Origin of the sequence: Anaerococcus sp. AH8042_DFU013_CI05 (genome assembly GCF_047936775.1) — a bacterium.
In the GTDB taxonomy this organism is placed as follows: domain Bacteria; phylum Bacillota; class Clostridia; order Tissierellales; family Peptoniphilaceae; genus Anaerococcus.
In genome coordinates, this window is sequence record NZ_CP175954.1 from 1495202 (window position 1) to 1511357 (window position 16156).

General features: G+C 33.8%; 11 protein-coding genes. 9 read left to right on the top strand and 2 right to left on the bottom strand.

Annotated elements, in window-relative coordinates; translation table 11 throughout:
• The first annotated feature begins 50 nt into the window (after nucleotides 1–50).
• Together ACKRLN_RS07690 and ACKRLN_RS07695 are read left to right on the top strand one after the other, a co-directional pair.
• The gene (locus tag ACKRLN_RS07690; RefSeq protein ID WP_416334772.1) at nucleotides 51–743 is read left to right on the top strand and encodes an MBL fold metallo-hydrolase; all 693 of its coding nucleotides are present in this window, start codon (nucleotides 51–53) and stop codon (nucleotides 741–743) included.
• A 171-nt stretch (nucleotides 744–914) separates the two neighbouring features.
• The gene (locus ACKRLN_RS07695; protein ID WP_416334773.1) at nucleotides 915–2381 is read left to right on the top strand and encodes a hypothetical protein; all 1467 of its coding nucleotides are present in this window, start codon (nucleotides 915–917) and stop codon (nucleotides 2379–2381) included.
• Between the two features lie 110 nt (nucleotides 2382–2491).
• Here the strand turns inward: ACKRLN_RS07695 and ACKRLN_RS07700 are convergent, their stop codons facing one another.
• Entirely contained in the window at nucleotides 2492–3154 is a 663-nt protein-coding gene (locus tag ACKRLN_RS07700) for a deoxynucleoside kinase (protein WP_416334774.1), read from the bottom strand.
• 988 nt (nucleotides 3155–4142) lie between these two features.
• Nucleotides 4143–5117 (bottom strand): hypothetical protein, encoded by a 975-nt coding sequence (locus ACKRLN_RS07705; RefSeq protein ID WP_416334775.1) that lies wholly within the window; start codon nucleotides 5115–5117, stop codon nucleotides 4143–4145.
• Between the two features lie 227 nt (nucleotides 5118–5344).
• Here ACKRLN_RS07705 and ACKRLN_RS07710 point away from each other — a divergent pair, with 227 nt between their 5' ends.
• From ACKRLN_RS07710 to ACKRLN_RS07740, 7 genes are all read left to right on the top strand, one after another.
• On the top strand, nucleotides 5345–7408 hold the full coding sequence (locus ACKRLN_RS07710) for a peptidoglycan amidohydrolase family protein (RefSeq protein ID WP_416334776.1): 2064 nt from the start codon (nucleotides 5345–5347) through the stop codon (nucleotides 7406–7408).
• A 436-nt stretch (nucleotides 7409–7844) separates the two neighbouring features.
• Nucleotides 7845–10049, top strand: a complete 2205-nt coding sequence (locus ACKRLN_RS07715) for an ABC transporter substrate-binding protein (RefSeq protein WP_416334777.1) — start codon at nucleotides 7845–7847, stop codon at nucleotides 10047–10049.
• Nucleotides 10050–10398: 349 nt separating this feature from the next.
• Entirely contained in the window at nucleotides 10399–11361 is a 963-nt protein-coding gene (locus tag ACKRLN_RS07720) for an ABC transporter permease (protein WP_296143296.1), read from the top strand.
• Between the two features lie 11 nt (nucleotides 11362–11372).
• Entirely contained in the window at nucleotides 11373–13352 is a 1980-nt protein-coding gene (locus tag ACKRLN_RS07725) for an ABC transporter permease subunit (RefSeq protein ID WP_416334778.1), read from the top strand.
• A gap of 9 nt (nucleotides 13353–13361) precedes the next feature.
• Nucleotides 13362–14363 (top strand): ABC transporter ATP-binding protein, encoded by a 1002-nt coding sequence (locus ACKRLN_RS07730; protein WP_203127139.1) that lies wholly within the window; start codon nucleotides 13362–13364, stop codon nucleotides 14361–14363.
• On the top strand, nucleotides 14350–15969 hold the full coding sequence (locus ACKRLN_RS07735) for an oligopeptide/dipeptide ABC transporter ATP-binding protein (RefSeq protein WP_416334779.1): 1620 nt from the start codon (nucleotides 14350–14352) through the stop codon (nucleotides 15967–15969). Before ACKRLN_RS07730 ends, ACKRLN_RS07735 begins: the two co-directional genes overlap by 14 nt.
• Nucleotides 15966–16154, top strand: coding sequence for a hypothetical protein (locus ACKRLN_RS07740; RefSeq protein ID WP_203127137.1), 189 nt, complete (start codon nucleotides 15966–15968; stop codon nucleotides 16152–16154). Before ACKRLN_RS07735 ends, ACKRLN_RS07740 begins: the two co-directional genes overlap by 4 nt.
• The last annotated feature ends 2 nt before the right edge of the window (nucleotides 16155–16156 follow it).

Sequence of the window (16156 nt, forward strand, 5' to 3'; positions counted from 1 at the left end):
TAAATATAAGTGTTATTTAAAGATTTACTAGCAGAAAGTTGGAATAGAAAATGGGACTAATAAAATTTAACAATAGAATATTTTATCTACCACATGAACCTAATACAGATAGACCGCTTCTAACTTATATAAAAGGAGACGAATTTTCCCTTGCCATAGATGCAGGAAATTCTGCTGACCATGTGGATGACTTTTATAAAGCTTTAGAATCAGAATCTTTAAAAAAACCTGACTTGACAGTGATTACTCATTGGCACTGGGATCATACTTTTGGCATGCACAATATTAATGGATTATCAATTGCCCATAAGAAAACCAATGAATTTTTAAAAGAAGAAAAGAATAGACTTAGAGATTCTTCTTATTTAGATAATTTAAAAAAAGAGAATATTTATCTTGCTAGAGAATATGCAAATAATAAGGATATTATTGTCACTTTATCTGATATTGAATTTGAAGATGAACTTGTAATTAATCTTGGAGGTCTTAGAGCAGAAATCTTCCACACACAAGCACCTCATTCTGAAGATACAGTTTTAGTTTATATTCATGAAGAAAAAATCTTGTTTTTAGGAGATTCTACAAGTGAAGATTTCTTTAATAACAACTATATGGATATAGATAAATTAAATTCATTGATAGATACTATTGAAAAGATAGATTGTAAAACTTGCATTTTAGGTCATACAGAACCCTTATCAAAAAATGATTTACTTAATTATCTTAAATCAATCTCTGTTTGATTAGATTAATAAAAGTATATCACTTGACAGTCATAGGATAATTAAGTGAAAAGTATAGAATCACTTATGAAATTCTTCAATGATTTATCACAAAGTAATAATATGTGATCTTCCTGTTTTTTTCCAAATATTTTGGGGTAATATGCTAACAAATATATTTGGGAGGACATTATGAAAGGGAAAGTTTTATTGCTTGCTTTGTTGATTTTTATGGTGGCATGTTCTAATCAACCAGCAAAAAATACTGACAATGACAAGCAGACTGCAAATACTAGTCAGATTGAAAATAATTTTGACCCTAGCCAGATGAATGATCAGCAATTAAAAGAATACCAGCAAGAGGCAGAAAAAGCACTGGCTGAAAATAAAAGAGCCCTAGAAGATATGATGGCAAATATGACTGAGGAAGAACGTGCTGCTTTTGAAAAAGAATTAGAAAATACTGGCATGAGCCTTGAAGATTTCGAAAATCCAGAAAAAATGATGGAAAATTTCCAAAATCAAAGTAACTTTGACCCAAAATCTATGGGCCTTCCTAGCATACAGACCGGAGATTTGGATAGACTTGCTAAAAATGAAAAAATTGCCAGCCAATACGAGGCGAAAATAAGTGAAATCAAGGATGATATAACAATAGAAGATAATTCTGGACCAGCTCCTAGTAGTATGGATGAGCTAGAAAATACCTTTAAACTAGAAAAAATAGCAAGTACTGGAATAGTAGGGGATGTATCCGATTATAAAACTCCAGCTGGCAAAGTTATAAGTATTGGTACTAGCGGTGATGGCATATCTACTATAATCGACCCACTTGATAATGTTGATATAAAATTGCCATATGATATTGATATGGATGATAAAATTGAATCAGCACGCAAAAAACTAATTGATGGAGCAGAAATCACTGCACCTAGTGAATTTGGCAGCCATTTAGAATTTGCTGCAGGTAAAACTTCTTTTGAGCTAAACTTTGGAGATGATGGTAAGCTTAGCCACTTTAGCATTGGCAAGATTCCTGATACTAATCCCTTTAGCCAACAGATTTTAACCCAAGTTTATATTGATAAAGACCAAAAAAGAGAAGAAGGAAGCTTTGAAATCGACGGCAACGAACTAACTTTTCCAATGACCCTGGGCGAACTTAAGGAAAAATTGGGTGGAGAATTTGAACCTATTAGTGAAGAAAATTTTACAGATTTTGCTGACTCTATAGATATAAATAATGTTAGATACCTAGCCTACAATGTCTTAAAGGCTGGGGATAAAAATTGTTTGGTAGAGTTTAAGCATCAAGATCAAAATTCAAATCCACCTGCTGATTGGATAACAAATCCAGATATGGGATATATGGTAAATTCTATAGGATTTTTGCCAGACATTCCATTCTCTGTAAAAAATAAAGACATAGAAATAAACGAAAAAAATTATAAGGACTTGGAGCAAACATTACTAGATAAGCAAATTCCATTTATGGATAGCATAGATGGTATATCATTTCCAATCTATGATAATATAAAATTCGCAGGCAAAGAGAAGCTAGTTACCTTTAGCCAGACATTTTATGAAAGAAGGCTCTATGATGAGGCAGAACTTAAAAAATCTGTCGACCAAGCCTATAAGTCAGGCCAAGGACTGTAAAATAAAACCCAAAAGCTACAACTTTTGGGTTTTATTTTTTTTAAGTGACTTGAAAGAAGAAATAAGCGCAGTTAGTAAAAATCAAATAAATAAGTTTTGAACTTTATTTACTATACTAGTTCTTTTGTAACACTCTCATCAAAGGCATCCATTATTAATTTGAAAACCTCATCCCAATCTTCTTTTTTGTTTACATCGTATTTGTTCATATCGATTTTGATTTTTGGGGAATAGTTGTACTCTTCGTACCATTTGGCATATTCTGTGTGGAGGATCTTAAAGTAGGCTAGGTCTTTTTTGCCTTTTTCTGTATTTTCATCTATTTGCTCAAAACTACGGCCGCGTTTGGCTAGATTTGATAAAAACTTTTCAAATGTTATATCTAGATAAACCAGCAAGTCTGGGGCTTTTTTGGGCATGTCTTCGATTTCTTCTAGCATATTGTCTAAAAGGTCTTTGTAAACATCGTATTCTACCTGGGTGATATTATTCTCCATTAGATTTATCCTGGTAAATAATTCATCTTCGTAGATGCTGCGGTCTAGGACGTTTTTATTATTTTTTAGAGCTTGTTTTATTAATTTGAATCTTTCGTTTAAAAAATATATTTGAAGCAAAAATGCGTATTTTTCTTTATTGTCGTAATAGAGGGGTAGGATGGGATTTTCATCTACTGGCTCTATCATAAGGTCTGTGCCTAATTCTTGGGCAAGTTTTGCTGATACTGTGGACTTGCCAGCTCCTATCATGCCTGCTAATACAATCACTGTCATAGGTCTCCTTGGTTTAAATATTTTGCTAAATATTTATCGATTAAAATTTTATTTTGGTAATCAATTTCTGTTTGGTAATTAAATGTTATTTAATAATTTACTTTATTACTTCGTTTATTGGAGGGCCGCTTTAAGGGGGTTCCGATACCCCCTCCAAAGCACCCTCCAAGCCACCCCGCAAACTTCACCCCTAAACGGCCCCTGCGCGGGGTGCGTTTTTTGGTAGGAATCGCTTTGCGATATCCGTTTGTAGAGGAAAATATAGGCTTTTTTAAAAAGCCTACAAAATAATAAAAAAGAATTCGCGGAGCGAACTTCTACTGATCATTGCTCTCCGCAGGAGCAGAGGGGGTGAAATGGGTCGGGGGTCCGGGGACATAAAAGCCCATTGATTTTGGGCTTTTATGCCGAAAACTAAATGCGATAGCATTAAAAGCTTTTAGAAAGCAAGTTTTCGTGGTCCAAAGGGGCCTGTCCTTTATAAGCCGGACGGGCTAACTGCCCCTACGGCCCTGCTCCCTGGAATTCGGAGTGATAAATTAAATTAATAATTCATTTGATTACCGAAACAAATCTTTAATCATTAGTTTAAAAGATTTTAGTAATTAAATTTGTGCAGTAGCTTAATTACTATTTTGATTTTGGAAGTCACTCCACTAACCGAACGAGCTTGTTTTCCCCTAAACGGTCCCTGTGTGGGGTGTTTTAGTAGGAATTGCTTCACATTATCCGTTCTAAGAGGGAAAGTTTGGAATTTCAAAAATCCTTTTTATTTTAATTTTTAATCTTTATTTAGCTTTGGTTTTTACTATACCTTTATATTTGTATTATTTATTGGATTTTTATTTTATCTGGAAGGATTATTGGATTTGGTATGGAGATATCTTTTTTTATCGTCATATAAAGAGTATTTTATTACAACTATTTTTTAATTTAACCCATAAAAATATCCCCTCTATTTATATATAGAGAGGATTATGGTTTTTTCCTAGTTTTCTTCTGTTTCTGTTCCTGGATACATTTTGCTTGAGCCTGGATACATTTTTCCTAGTTCTTCAAATATTAGTCCTATATCTCCTGTGCCTGTTTCTTCTAGTCTTGCCATTGCTCTTGTGTAGGCTATGTCTATATCTTTATTTGTCATTTGATTGACACTTGATGGGCTAAATTCATAGTATTGGACTAATGATGTTTTGATTGCATCGTAGTCTGTTTGGTTTGATCCGTATTTTCTGATTTTATTTTTGTTTGTTGTTTTTTCTGTTTCTTGATTATCTTTGCTGTCCTGTGTTTGCTCTTGGCTTTCTTCTTCATCTTCGCCAAATAATATTTTTGCTGCATTTTCTATATAATCATCGTAATATAGGTCTATGTCATCTTCATAGGCTTTATGAAATGCGTCTTGGACTGTTTTGTCATCTACTGCCCATACATCATATGATGGGTATCCCATATCAATCATTAATTGTCTTTCGTGATCAAACATTCCTTTATAATCGCCTTTTTCTGCGGCTTGTTGATTGTATCTATTTTCTATGGAGTCTAATGGGAATTTGTTTGATAATTCTGGATACATTTTTGCAAGTTCTTGGAAAAGGAAGTCTTTGGCATCCCAATATCCTGTTTCTTCGCTTAGTTCATTTGCCTGATCGATTAGTTCTTGTAATTGTTCATCGGTTAGATTTTTTACAAGAGTTGATGAGAATTCTCCGACATTTATAATCATATCGCGCCATTTGTTTAAATCTGTGGCGTCATTTGAGTTTTCTTCTGTTGTTTGTTTTTCTTCTTTGTTTTCATTTTCTGCTTTATCTTCGCCAGCTATGTCTTGATTTTCCACAGGTCCATCTAGGGCTTGGGAGATAGTTTCTTCTGAAACTGCATTTTCTTTGCTTGCATTTTGTTTACAAGCTGTAAGTGTAAGGACAAGTCCAAGTGCAATTATAAGTTTTTTATTTTTCATAAGGGCCTCCTAATCAATCTATATTTTACCAGATATAGCTATATTTTAGTAGATGTAGGGACAATTGTAACTAATTTTTAACTTTTTATCCTGAAAAATCTTAAAAATATTACAAAATTTGTAACCTTTTTGTTGCAATTGCTGAAAAAATAGTTTATAATAAGGTCAGTGATTAAAAATAGCAATAGAAATTGTAATAATATTGTAATATAGAGTGAGGAAGAATAATGAAAAAATTAAACAAAACATTGTTACTTGCCTCAACATTATTTGTATCCACTGCTGTTAGCACAGCCGATAAATCATATGCTGATGAGGGGTATGACCTAAATGTTGAACCGAGCAAGTCGACTAATTTAGATAATTACGAAACCGAAACAGACGTAAATTTAGAAGCAACAAACGAAAATCCTGAAATTAATTCAAACGAAACTATCAACTACGACAATCAAGCTTTAACTACTGATGAATCTATCGATCAATCCCAAAGCCTTACACCACAAGAAAATACTACAGACTTACAAGATACAGATTCTAAAATTACAGAAGCTGATTTTAGCGTTGAAAAAAATGAAGAAGAGAATGTAGAACAAGAAGCTCCAGTACAAACCCCATCTAGTGCAGATGTAAAAGAAGTTATCTACTATGATGATTCAAACTTAGATGAAGCACTAAATACTGAGTACAACGAAGAAAAATCTCAAGATATAACTAACACATCTAATACTGAAGTAAAAGAAGAAAAACAAAACGATCAAAACGATCAAAACGCTCAAAAAGAACAAAGTCAAGCACAAGCAGAAGATACTCAAAATCAAGAAAAAGAAAAAGAACAAGAACAAGAACAAGCAAACCCAGACGAAGAAGAATCAAATCTTGACCAAAAAAACTACTATGCTCCAAAGGGAACAGGATATTTTGTTCATGATGGAGATTCTACAAAATATTACGAAGATAATAAGCTAGTAAAAGGCACAAATGTAATAGTAAAAGATAAATTTTACGAAATCGACAAAGAAGGTAAAGCTACAAACCCAAAAACTCTTTGGGGACGTATTGGCAATAATATCTATTACATGAATGAAGAGGGTAAGCTAACAAAAGGTATTGCCCAAATCAAAGATAAAAAATACTACTTTAACAAAGAAGGACAACTTCAAAGAAACAAAAAAATTGTAACAGGTCAATCTTATTACGAACTTGCTAATGATGGTTCTTTGACTGCGCCTAGAAATAGCTGGGTTACAATCAACAAAAACAAATACTACAATGACAATAACGGCAAACTTTTAAAAGGTATTGCTAAAATTGGCGACAAATCATACTATTTTGATAATAAGGGAACACTTACAACAAATAAAAAACTAGTTACATCTGAAAGATACTATGAAGTTGACAGAAATGGTGTAGCTACAAATAAGAAAAACAAATGGTTTACTATCGCTGGAAATACATATAGATCAGATAACAATGGAAAAATCGTAAAAGGTGCTCAAACTATCAACAACAATCTTTACGTATTTGATGGTAGCGGAAAACTTAACCTAAATAAAGCATCTATTTATGCTGGAAAATATTACAAATCAAATGCCAAAGGTCTAGCAACAGTTGTTAAAAACTCATGGGTAAATCTAAATGGCAAAAAATACCACACAAATGGGGCTGGTTATGTAAAAGAAGGTGTTTGGAAAATTGATGGAAATTATTATTATTTCACAAAAAATGGACTTACACCAAACCAAACTATTACTCAAAAAGGTGTAGTTTACACAGTTGATGCAAACGGTGTGGCAACAAAAGAAGATAACAACATTCCAGGAGAGAAAAGTATTGATAAGGTAATGGAATGGATGTTTAACGCAAGAGATAAAAAAATGACATATAATATGGGTGCTGGAAGAAACTCCATCAGCCAAGCTGACTGCTCATCAGCAGTTTATAGATCACTAATCCATGGTGGTTTCTTAAATAAGGGAACATGGGTTGGAAATACAGAAACTCTTTTCCAAATGGGTGCAAAAGGAAAAGTAATGTATGAAGTAAAAGAAAATGAACTTCAATACGGAGATATTTTCGTAGCAGGTACACCAGGTGGATCTATAGGAGCCGCAGGACATACAGGATTTATCCTAAATCCAAAAGACGATACAATCATCCACATGACTTACGGCAAAAACGGTGTTGCTGTAACACCTAGAAAAGGATACATGGGAGATAGCAGAGGCCTACCAGTAAAATACTTCAGACTAGTAGGAGCTAACTCTAAGGGTATGTATCTAAATAGAAAATAAGAAAAATATTTTAACAGTCTAAGACAAACTTAGGCTGTTTTTTTGTGGGCAAGAATAATAAAAGATCCTTATAAAATTTAATTTTGCCTTTATACTCTTATGTAAAAGCATTTTATAAGAAATTTCAGAGATAAAATTTATAATAAAAAATTTATATTTTCCTAAAAATTTTATAAGACAGACTCTATCTCTTTCTATGATATAGCAATAGTTAATAAATTTAACAAAGATTGAAATTTCAAAACATTTTATGCTTTATCAAGATAAAGAAATATGGAAATATTTACATAGGCAATATTTAGGCTTAGTTTTTTCAATGTTTTGTATGTATAAAAATACATGATGATTAATAAAAAATAATAAGAGTGTTGACAAATATATTTTTTTGGCATAAAATAACTCATATCACAATTTAATGGAGGAAAGCAAAGTGAAAATGAAAAAAGTTTTCTCTTCCCTAATGGCTTTAGGACTAGCAACAACCCTAACAGCTTGTGGAGGAAGTACAGATTCAGCAACCACTTCTACAGATAACGAAGCTAAAACAGAAGATAAAGCAGCAGAAGAAAATGCTGAAGAAAATAAAGACGGCCAAGACTCAAGTGAAGATAAAAAAGATGATGACAAAACAGCAGACAATGCTGAAGAAGAATTAGATGAAGAAAGTGCAGAAGATTTAAAAAACTTCGAAACACAAACAAGTGATGACACTCTTGTTATCGGTAGTCCAGAATTTTCCGGTGACTTTTTTGAAGGTTGGCAAAATTCAGCATATGACGTTAAAATCAGAAAATTACTAGGTATCGAAGGATCAAACAGTTTTACCACAATGATTATCGATGAAAATGGTGAATGGATTGAAAACTCAGCAGTACTAGAAGGTGAACCTGAAGCAAAAGATAATGAAGATGGTTCAAGAACCTATATTTTCAAAATCAAACCAGGTCTAAAATGGTCAGATGGTAAAGAGTTAACATCTGATGATTATATCTTCTATTCATTATTATTTACTCACCCAGAATTTATGCCACTTACAGGATCAATAAATCCAGGGGACCTATTTGGTAAGGGCAATGAAGCTTACCACTCAGGTGAATCTGATACATTTGAAGCAGTAGAAAAAGTTGATGATCATACTTTCAAGTACACAATTGATGCATCACAACTCCCTTACTACTACGAAAAATACCTAGCAGCTAGACCAGCTTTTCCAATGCATGCAGTTTCTGAAAACCTAGCATTAAGCGAAGATGGTAAAAAATTAATTGCTAAAGATGGCTATCAACCAAGTGAAGAAGAAGTTAAAAAATACAAAGACTCAGTTCAAGAACAAATCAATAGAGCAAACGAAGAGTTCAAAGAAGTAGAGGATAAAGCATCAGAAGAAGAAAAAGCTGCTCATGAAAAACAAATAGCAGGTCTTCAAGAAAAACTTGACGGTGATGTTGACCCAACAGAACAACTTATCGAACAAGCTATGCTAAATGTATATAACGAATACAGAACAGCACCAAGTGTAGTTCCAGGACCATACAAATTTGATGAATATAACAACAATATGGTTAAACTTTCTCTAAACCCTGAATATCAAGGTAACTTCAAAGGAGATAAAGCTACAATTCCACACATCATCGTTCAATACGTAAATGATAATATATCTATAGACCTACTAGAAAATGGGGACATCGACGTATGGCAACAAGAAGCTGACGGCGGCAAAATCGATAAAATGAAGGCAGCAGAAGAAGCTGGCAAAATCAAATTAAACTCATTTGAAAGAAATGGTTACGGTTCACTTAACTTCTTAACAGATAGAGGAACAACTCAATACAAAGAAGTACGCCAAGCAATTGCTCATCTAATGGATAGAAACACATTTGTTCAATCATTTGCAGGTGGATATGGGGTAGTAACAAATGGTGCATATGGTCTTAGCCAATGGATGTACCAAGAACGAGGAGCTGACCTAGAAGGAAAGTTTACAAACTATCAATTAAACATTGATACAGCTAACGAATTACTTGACAATTCACCATACAAATTTGAAGCAGATGGAACAACACCTTGGGATCGTGCAAAAGCTGATGAATCATTTAACAAAGACGCTGATAATTTTGACTACTATAGATACAATGACAAAGGTGAAAAACTTGTAGTAAACCAATATGGTTCTGAAGAATCACCAATCACAAGCTTAATGAATAGCCAACTTCCAGTAAATGCAAAACAAGCAGGTATGGAATATAACATCACAGCTGGATCATTCCCAACACTTCAAGAGTACTATGTATTCCCAGAAGAAGATGCGGAATACACAGCATTCTCAATGGCACAAACATTCGATGAAGTATATGACCCATGGGCACAATATAACTCAAAAGGTAACGACAACAAATCTAGAACAAACGACCCTAAAGCTGATGAATTGACAGTAAAACTACGTCAAACTCCACCAGATGATAGAGAACAATACCTAGATAACTGGGAAGAATTCCAACTTTGGTACAATGATTACCTACCACAAATCCCACTTTACTCAAACTTGTTCCACACAGGATACACACCAAGGGTAGAAGGATTTGAACTAAATACACCATCATGGGGTATCGAAGATCAAATTAACGCTGTTAAATTAAAATAGTCAAATAAATTATAAAACTAAATGAGCTCACATCTAGTGGGCTTTTTTAGTATTTATAAATAAATATTATCTTTTAATTGAAATTATTATTAATTTGTTTGTATAAATATATAGTCTAAAAACTTATTATTTTTATCTCTAAAATGGCAATTTTTACTGATAATACAGGTGTTTTTAAGTTGACAAAAATTAGCGATTATATTAATATATTATTTATAAAAATTGTTATTTTGGAAGTTTCAAACTTTTTAATAAAATCCTAAAATATGAATTTATTAAGGAATTATTAATAAAAATTATGTAAAATTATTTAAAAATTTCTTTATGTAACAATATAGAAAGGAAAGTTATGTTTCGTTATATAGTAAAAAGAATTTTAAGCATGATTCCAACAGCTTTAATCATTTCTATAATGCTTTTTGCTTTTTCTAAAGCCATGCCTGGGGACCCTATCCAAGCTATGATGCCACAAGGTACTGCTATGACAAAAGAGCAGGAAGCTCAAATGTATAAAAATTTAAAAGAACGTTATGGTTTTGATAAATCCTATTCTGAGCAATATGTAAGATGGCTAGGCAGAACCTTACAGGGAGATTTTGGAGAATCACTTAGAGTAAAAAAACCAGTAAAAGACCACTTAAGAGAACCACTTAAAAATACTATTTATCTAAATATTGGATCTACAATTATTTCATTTGTATTATCTATTTTGATAGGTATAAGGTCGGCCACCCATAGGGGTGGGGTCTTTGATAAGACTTTCCAGACCCTTACTTTAATAGGTATGTCCATTCCTATATTCTTTATAGGCTTACTTTTGATTTATTTCTTTGCATTTAAATTAGGATGGTTGCCTCCAAATGGTATGCCTAGGGAAAACACATTTGGCCAATGGGTAAGATATTTGACATTACCAACCATTGCCCTAACTGTAGGATCTCTTGCATCTTTATCTAGATATGTAAGAAACTCTATGCTTGATGCCCTCAATCAAGATTATATTAGAACTGCAAGATCTAAGGGACTTAAAGAAAAAACAGTTATATACTCACACGCTTTTAGAAATGCCCTTATCCCAGTAGTTACTGCTCTTACTTGGGCTGTACTTGGTATGTTTTCTGGATCTGCTATTACAGAACGTATATTTGCATACAGGGGAATAGGAAATGAGCTTATAACTGCAGTTATTGCCCAAGATTATAACGTAATTTTAGCTTTATCAATGTTTTATGCCATACTGACCCTTTTAGGCAACTTGATAATGGATATAGCTTATGCCCTAGTTGATCCAAGAGTTAAATTAGAAGCTTAAGAGGTGAAATCATGAATAAAACTTTTAATAAATCATTAAAGTCTTATGGAAGATTCTTAAAATCTTATTTCCGTTCTGCTTTTACCTTTGCAAATGATGCGCCAGATATAGAAAATGAAACAAGAATTCCAGAGGATGAAAGATTAGATGAAAATATAAGAGAAAATCTTAACAATCCAAATTCAAATTTTGGTCAAGGGCCAGATCCTTCAAGCGAAAACAAGGATTTAAAAGAAGAAGCAATCCTTTCTCCAGGAAAAGTTGCTGTAAGAAACTTCTTTAGAAATCCACTTGGAGTCCTAGGACTTGTAATGTTTATTGCAATTATCCTAGTGGTTTTTGTAGGTAGCGCGATTCTACCATTTAACCAATATTATTCTCAAGGTAACCTTACAAATGTAGCACCTGGTGGGGCATACATGAATTTTCCAAAAGAAATGGAAAAAGAAGGTACAAGAAGAATTTCGATTGGTAACACATTTGCAGTAGGTCTTACAAATGAAGATAATGTCTATGTTTGGGGATCTGATAACGAAGATCATGTACTATCTATTCCAGATAGTGTAAAAGAATCTATCAAAGGCAAAAAAGTAACTGATGTTGCAGCAGGTGATAGACATATCCTACTTGCAACTGATGATAACGAAATTTATGGCTGGGGAAATAATTCCTTTGAACAAACAAAAATGCCCCCAATGCAAGAAAATCAAATTAAAACTGAAGGCATCCAAAAACTTGGTGCAGGTGTTCAATACTCTGTTGTCCAAACAAAAGCAAAAAATCTTGTGGTTTGGGGATCAACAATGGCCAGTCGATTAAACTTAATCCCATCTGATATACAAGGTAAGGTAGAGGATTTTGATACATCTCCAATCAATATTTTAGTAGCCAAAACTGACGGTACAGTTCAACTTATCGGTGTGCTTGGTGCAGAAAACCAAACAACTATGCCAAAAGAACTTACTGATGGATCTGTGTTTGTAAAAAAAGTTGCCCTTACTAGCTCATCTGCAGCAGCTCTTGATGATAAAGGAAAACTTTATGTTTGGGGTCCAAGCAGAGATGGTATTTCTGGAGACAAAGTCCCAGATTTTGAAGCGCCAATTGTAGATATCCAAGGTGGAGATACAACTTTTACTGCCTTAGATGAAAACGGCAAACTTTATACTTGGGGAAAAGATAATTACGGTGAGCTAAATGCTCCAGAGGGAGATTTTGACCAAATATATGCATCATACTTTAACCAATATGCAGTAGATAAGGAAGGAAATATCAAAACTTGGGGACTAAATGGATTTAGATTTGGTTCTGATGATCAAGGCCGTGATATCTTTACAAGATTAATTCATGGTGGTCGCATGACCATGCTTATTTCCCTAATCTCAACTGTAATCCAAGTTGTACTTGGTGTAATAATAGGTATGATTGCAGGTTTTGCAGGTGGTCGTGTGGATAATATTTTAATGAGGGTATCTGAAATTATTTCATCATTCCCATTTTATCCAATGCTTATCTCACTATCAGCATTATTGCCACCAGGAGCAAGCCAAACTCAAAGAATTACTATGGTGATGGTGCTTTTAGGTTTACTAGGCTGGACAGGACTAGCTCGTCTAGTACGTGGACAAATCCTTGCAGAACGTGAGCGTGATTACATCACTGCTGCCCGTGCACTTGGTGTAAAAAATTCTCAAATAATGATTAAGCATATCTTGCCAAATATCCTTTCTATAGTAATTGTAAACGCAACCTTAGGTTATGCAGGCAACTTACTAACAGAATCAGGTTTGTCATTTTTAGGTTTTGGTGTACAAGAGCCAACACCATCATGGGGGAATATGCTATCTGCTGCCCAAAGTTCAGAAGTATTAAATACTTACTGGTGGAGATGGGTATTCCCAGCACTTGCAGTATTTTTAGTATCATTTTCTGTAAACTTAATGGGGGATGCAATTCGTGATGCAATAGACCCTAGAGCAAATGAGAGATAGAGGAAAAGAATGAGTTTATTAGAAATTAACAAGCTTCACACATATTTTTCTACAAGAAAAGGCCTTATCAAAGCTGTAAATGGTGTATCATTTACAGTTGATGAGGGTAAAACTTTAGGACTTGTAGGTGAGTCTGGTTCTGGTAAAAGCCAAACTGCTATGAGTATTTTGCAATTATTTGAACCAAACCAAAAAATATATGATGGTGAAATAATATATAAGGGTGAAGATTTAGTAAAATATAAGACAAGCCAAATGGAAAAAATCAGGGGAAATGAAATCTCAATGATTTTCCAAGAGCCAATGAGCTCCCTAAATCCTGTATTTACAGTAGAAAGACAAATTTCAGAAGTCCTTATGCTTCATAGAAATATGAATAAACATCAAGCAGCTAAAAGATGTGAAGAACTACTAGCTTCTGTAAAAATCCCAAACCCACACATAGTAGCAAAACAATATCCATTTGAACTTTCAGGTGGGATGAACCAAAGGGTAATGATCGCTATGGCGCTAGCTTGCGAGCCAAAATTATTAATCGCAGATGAGCCAACAACAGCCCTAGATGTAACTATCCAAGCGCAAATTTTAAGATTGATGAATGATTTAAAACACAGACTTAATACATCAATCCTATTTATCACCCACGACCTTGGTGTTATTAACCAAATGGCAGATGAAGTTGCGGTAATGTACTCAGGACAAATTGTAGAACAATCTCCAGTAGAATATATTTTTAAAAGAGATATTACAGACTACAACCATCCTTACACAGTAGCATTACTAAATTCTATTCCATCAATTACAAGTGATAAAAATCAAAGATTAGATATAATTCCTGGATCTGTGCCACACCCATTAAATCTACCAAAGGGTTGCAAATTTGCAGATAGATGTAAATATGCCACAGAAAAATGTGTAAACCAAATGCCAGAATTAGTCGCAGTTAATGAACACCAAAGAATCAGATGTCACTATCCAAATAGAAAGGAAAGAGAAGATGGAAAATACTAACGAAAAAAAGGTCCTATTTAAGATAAGACATCTTAAAAAATATTTCCCTCTTAAGAAAAAAGGTCTATTTAACAAAGGACCTAGTTCCTATGTTCATGCCAATGAATCAATTTCTATTGACATCTATGAAGGTGAAACATTAGGTCTAGTAGGAGAATCCGGATGTGGTAAATCAACATTTGGTAGAACACTTTTACAAATTTATGACCAAACAGAGGGAACAACCCTATATTACGGAAAAACTTTAGAAGATGTTGCCCCAGAATATATGGGCACCATGATAAAAAATATATCTAGCCAGTTTCCAAGCTACAAAAATGCAAATGATGAGCTAAATGATATCTATGCTGAGCTTGAAAATGCAGCTGACGATGAAGCTCGTGCAGCAGCCAATGAAAAGGCAATGTTTAAACGCCGCGATATCGAAGAAAAATATCTAAATATGATAAGAATTGCTGGTGGACTTTTAGTATCCGATGACCTAGATAAGGTCCAAAGTCTGTTAAATGACTACTACACAAGCCTTCGTGAACGTGCAAAAATTATTGCTGATATAGATGTATTTGAGCAAAAACTCCAAATGAGATCTAGAGAATGGGACGAATATTACAATAAACGTGATAATGACCCAAGATATAAAGAGTTAATTGCAAAAAGATCTGAATTATCAAAAGTAGTTGGTGAAAAATATAATAATATCGAAGCATATAGAGATACCCTAAAAGGCAAAGAAGGCTTTGAAGAGCTTGAAAGCCAAAAAGACAATGGTATCGATCTTTCAAAGCTAAACGATGAAGAAATGCGTGAGATGAGAAAAGACCTACAAATGATTTTCCAAGACCCCTATGGATCGCTAGATACAAAGATGACAGTTGGAAATATCATAGGTGAAGGTGTCCTAGGCCATGATTTATTCAAATCAAGAAAAGATGAAGGATATAACGAATACATCCAAGAAACTATGGAAAAATGTGGACTTGCACCATATTTCTTACACAGATATCCTCACCAATTTTCAGGTGGACAAAGACAAAGAATCGGTATTGCAAGAGCCCTAGCCCTAAAACCAAGCTTTATAGTTTGCGATGAGGCAGTATCTGCCCTTGACGTTTCAATCCAATCACAAATTATAAACCTACTTCAAGACTTAAAAGATCAAAACAATTTGACCTACCTATTTATAACCCACGACCTTTCAGTTGTAAAATACATTTCTGACCGTATCGGGGTAATGTATCTAGGAGTTTTGGTAGAACTTGCAAACACAGAGCAAATATTTGATAATCCAATGCATCCATATACAAAAGCTCTTTTACAAGCAATTCCTAGAACAGATGTGGACCAAGGTCAAGAACTGCAAACAATTGAGGGAGACATTCCTTCAGCAGTAAATCCACCATCAGGATGCCGTTTCCACACCAGATGTCAATATGCTATGGATATATGTAAAACTTACCAACCACAACTAAAAGATTATGGCAAGGGCCACTATGTAGCTTGTCACTTGATGGAAGTAAGCGAAGAAGAAAAACAAAGAGCATATGAGAAAAATCAAGCTTTAAAAAATAAAGAAGAGCACGACCTAGAAGAAATGAGCGCTCTATGAAAAAGCCTATAGATAGATTTAGCGGCAAAAACGCCGATGAAATCTATGAAAAAGAAAACTTGTTAGATGAAAATAATCTAGAAAAAGATGATAAATTAGCAATGTTTCTAGCAGCAATGAAGGTATTTTTACCAGGGTTACTTTTGGTAGTAGGTCCTTTGCTGATGCTGACCATATTTTTATAAAG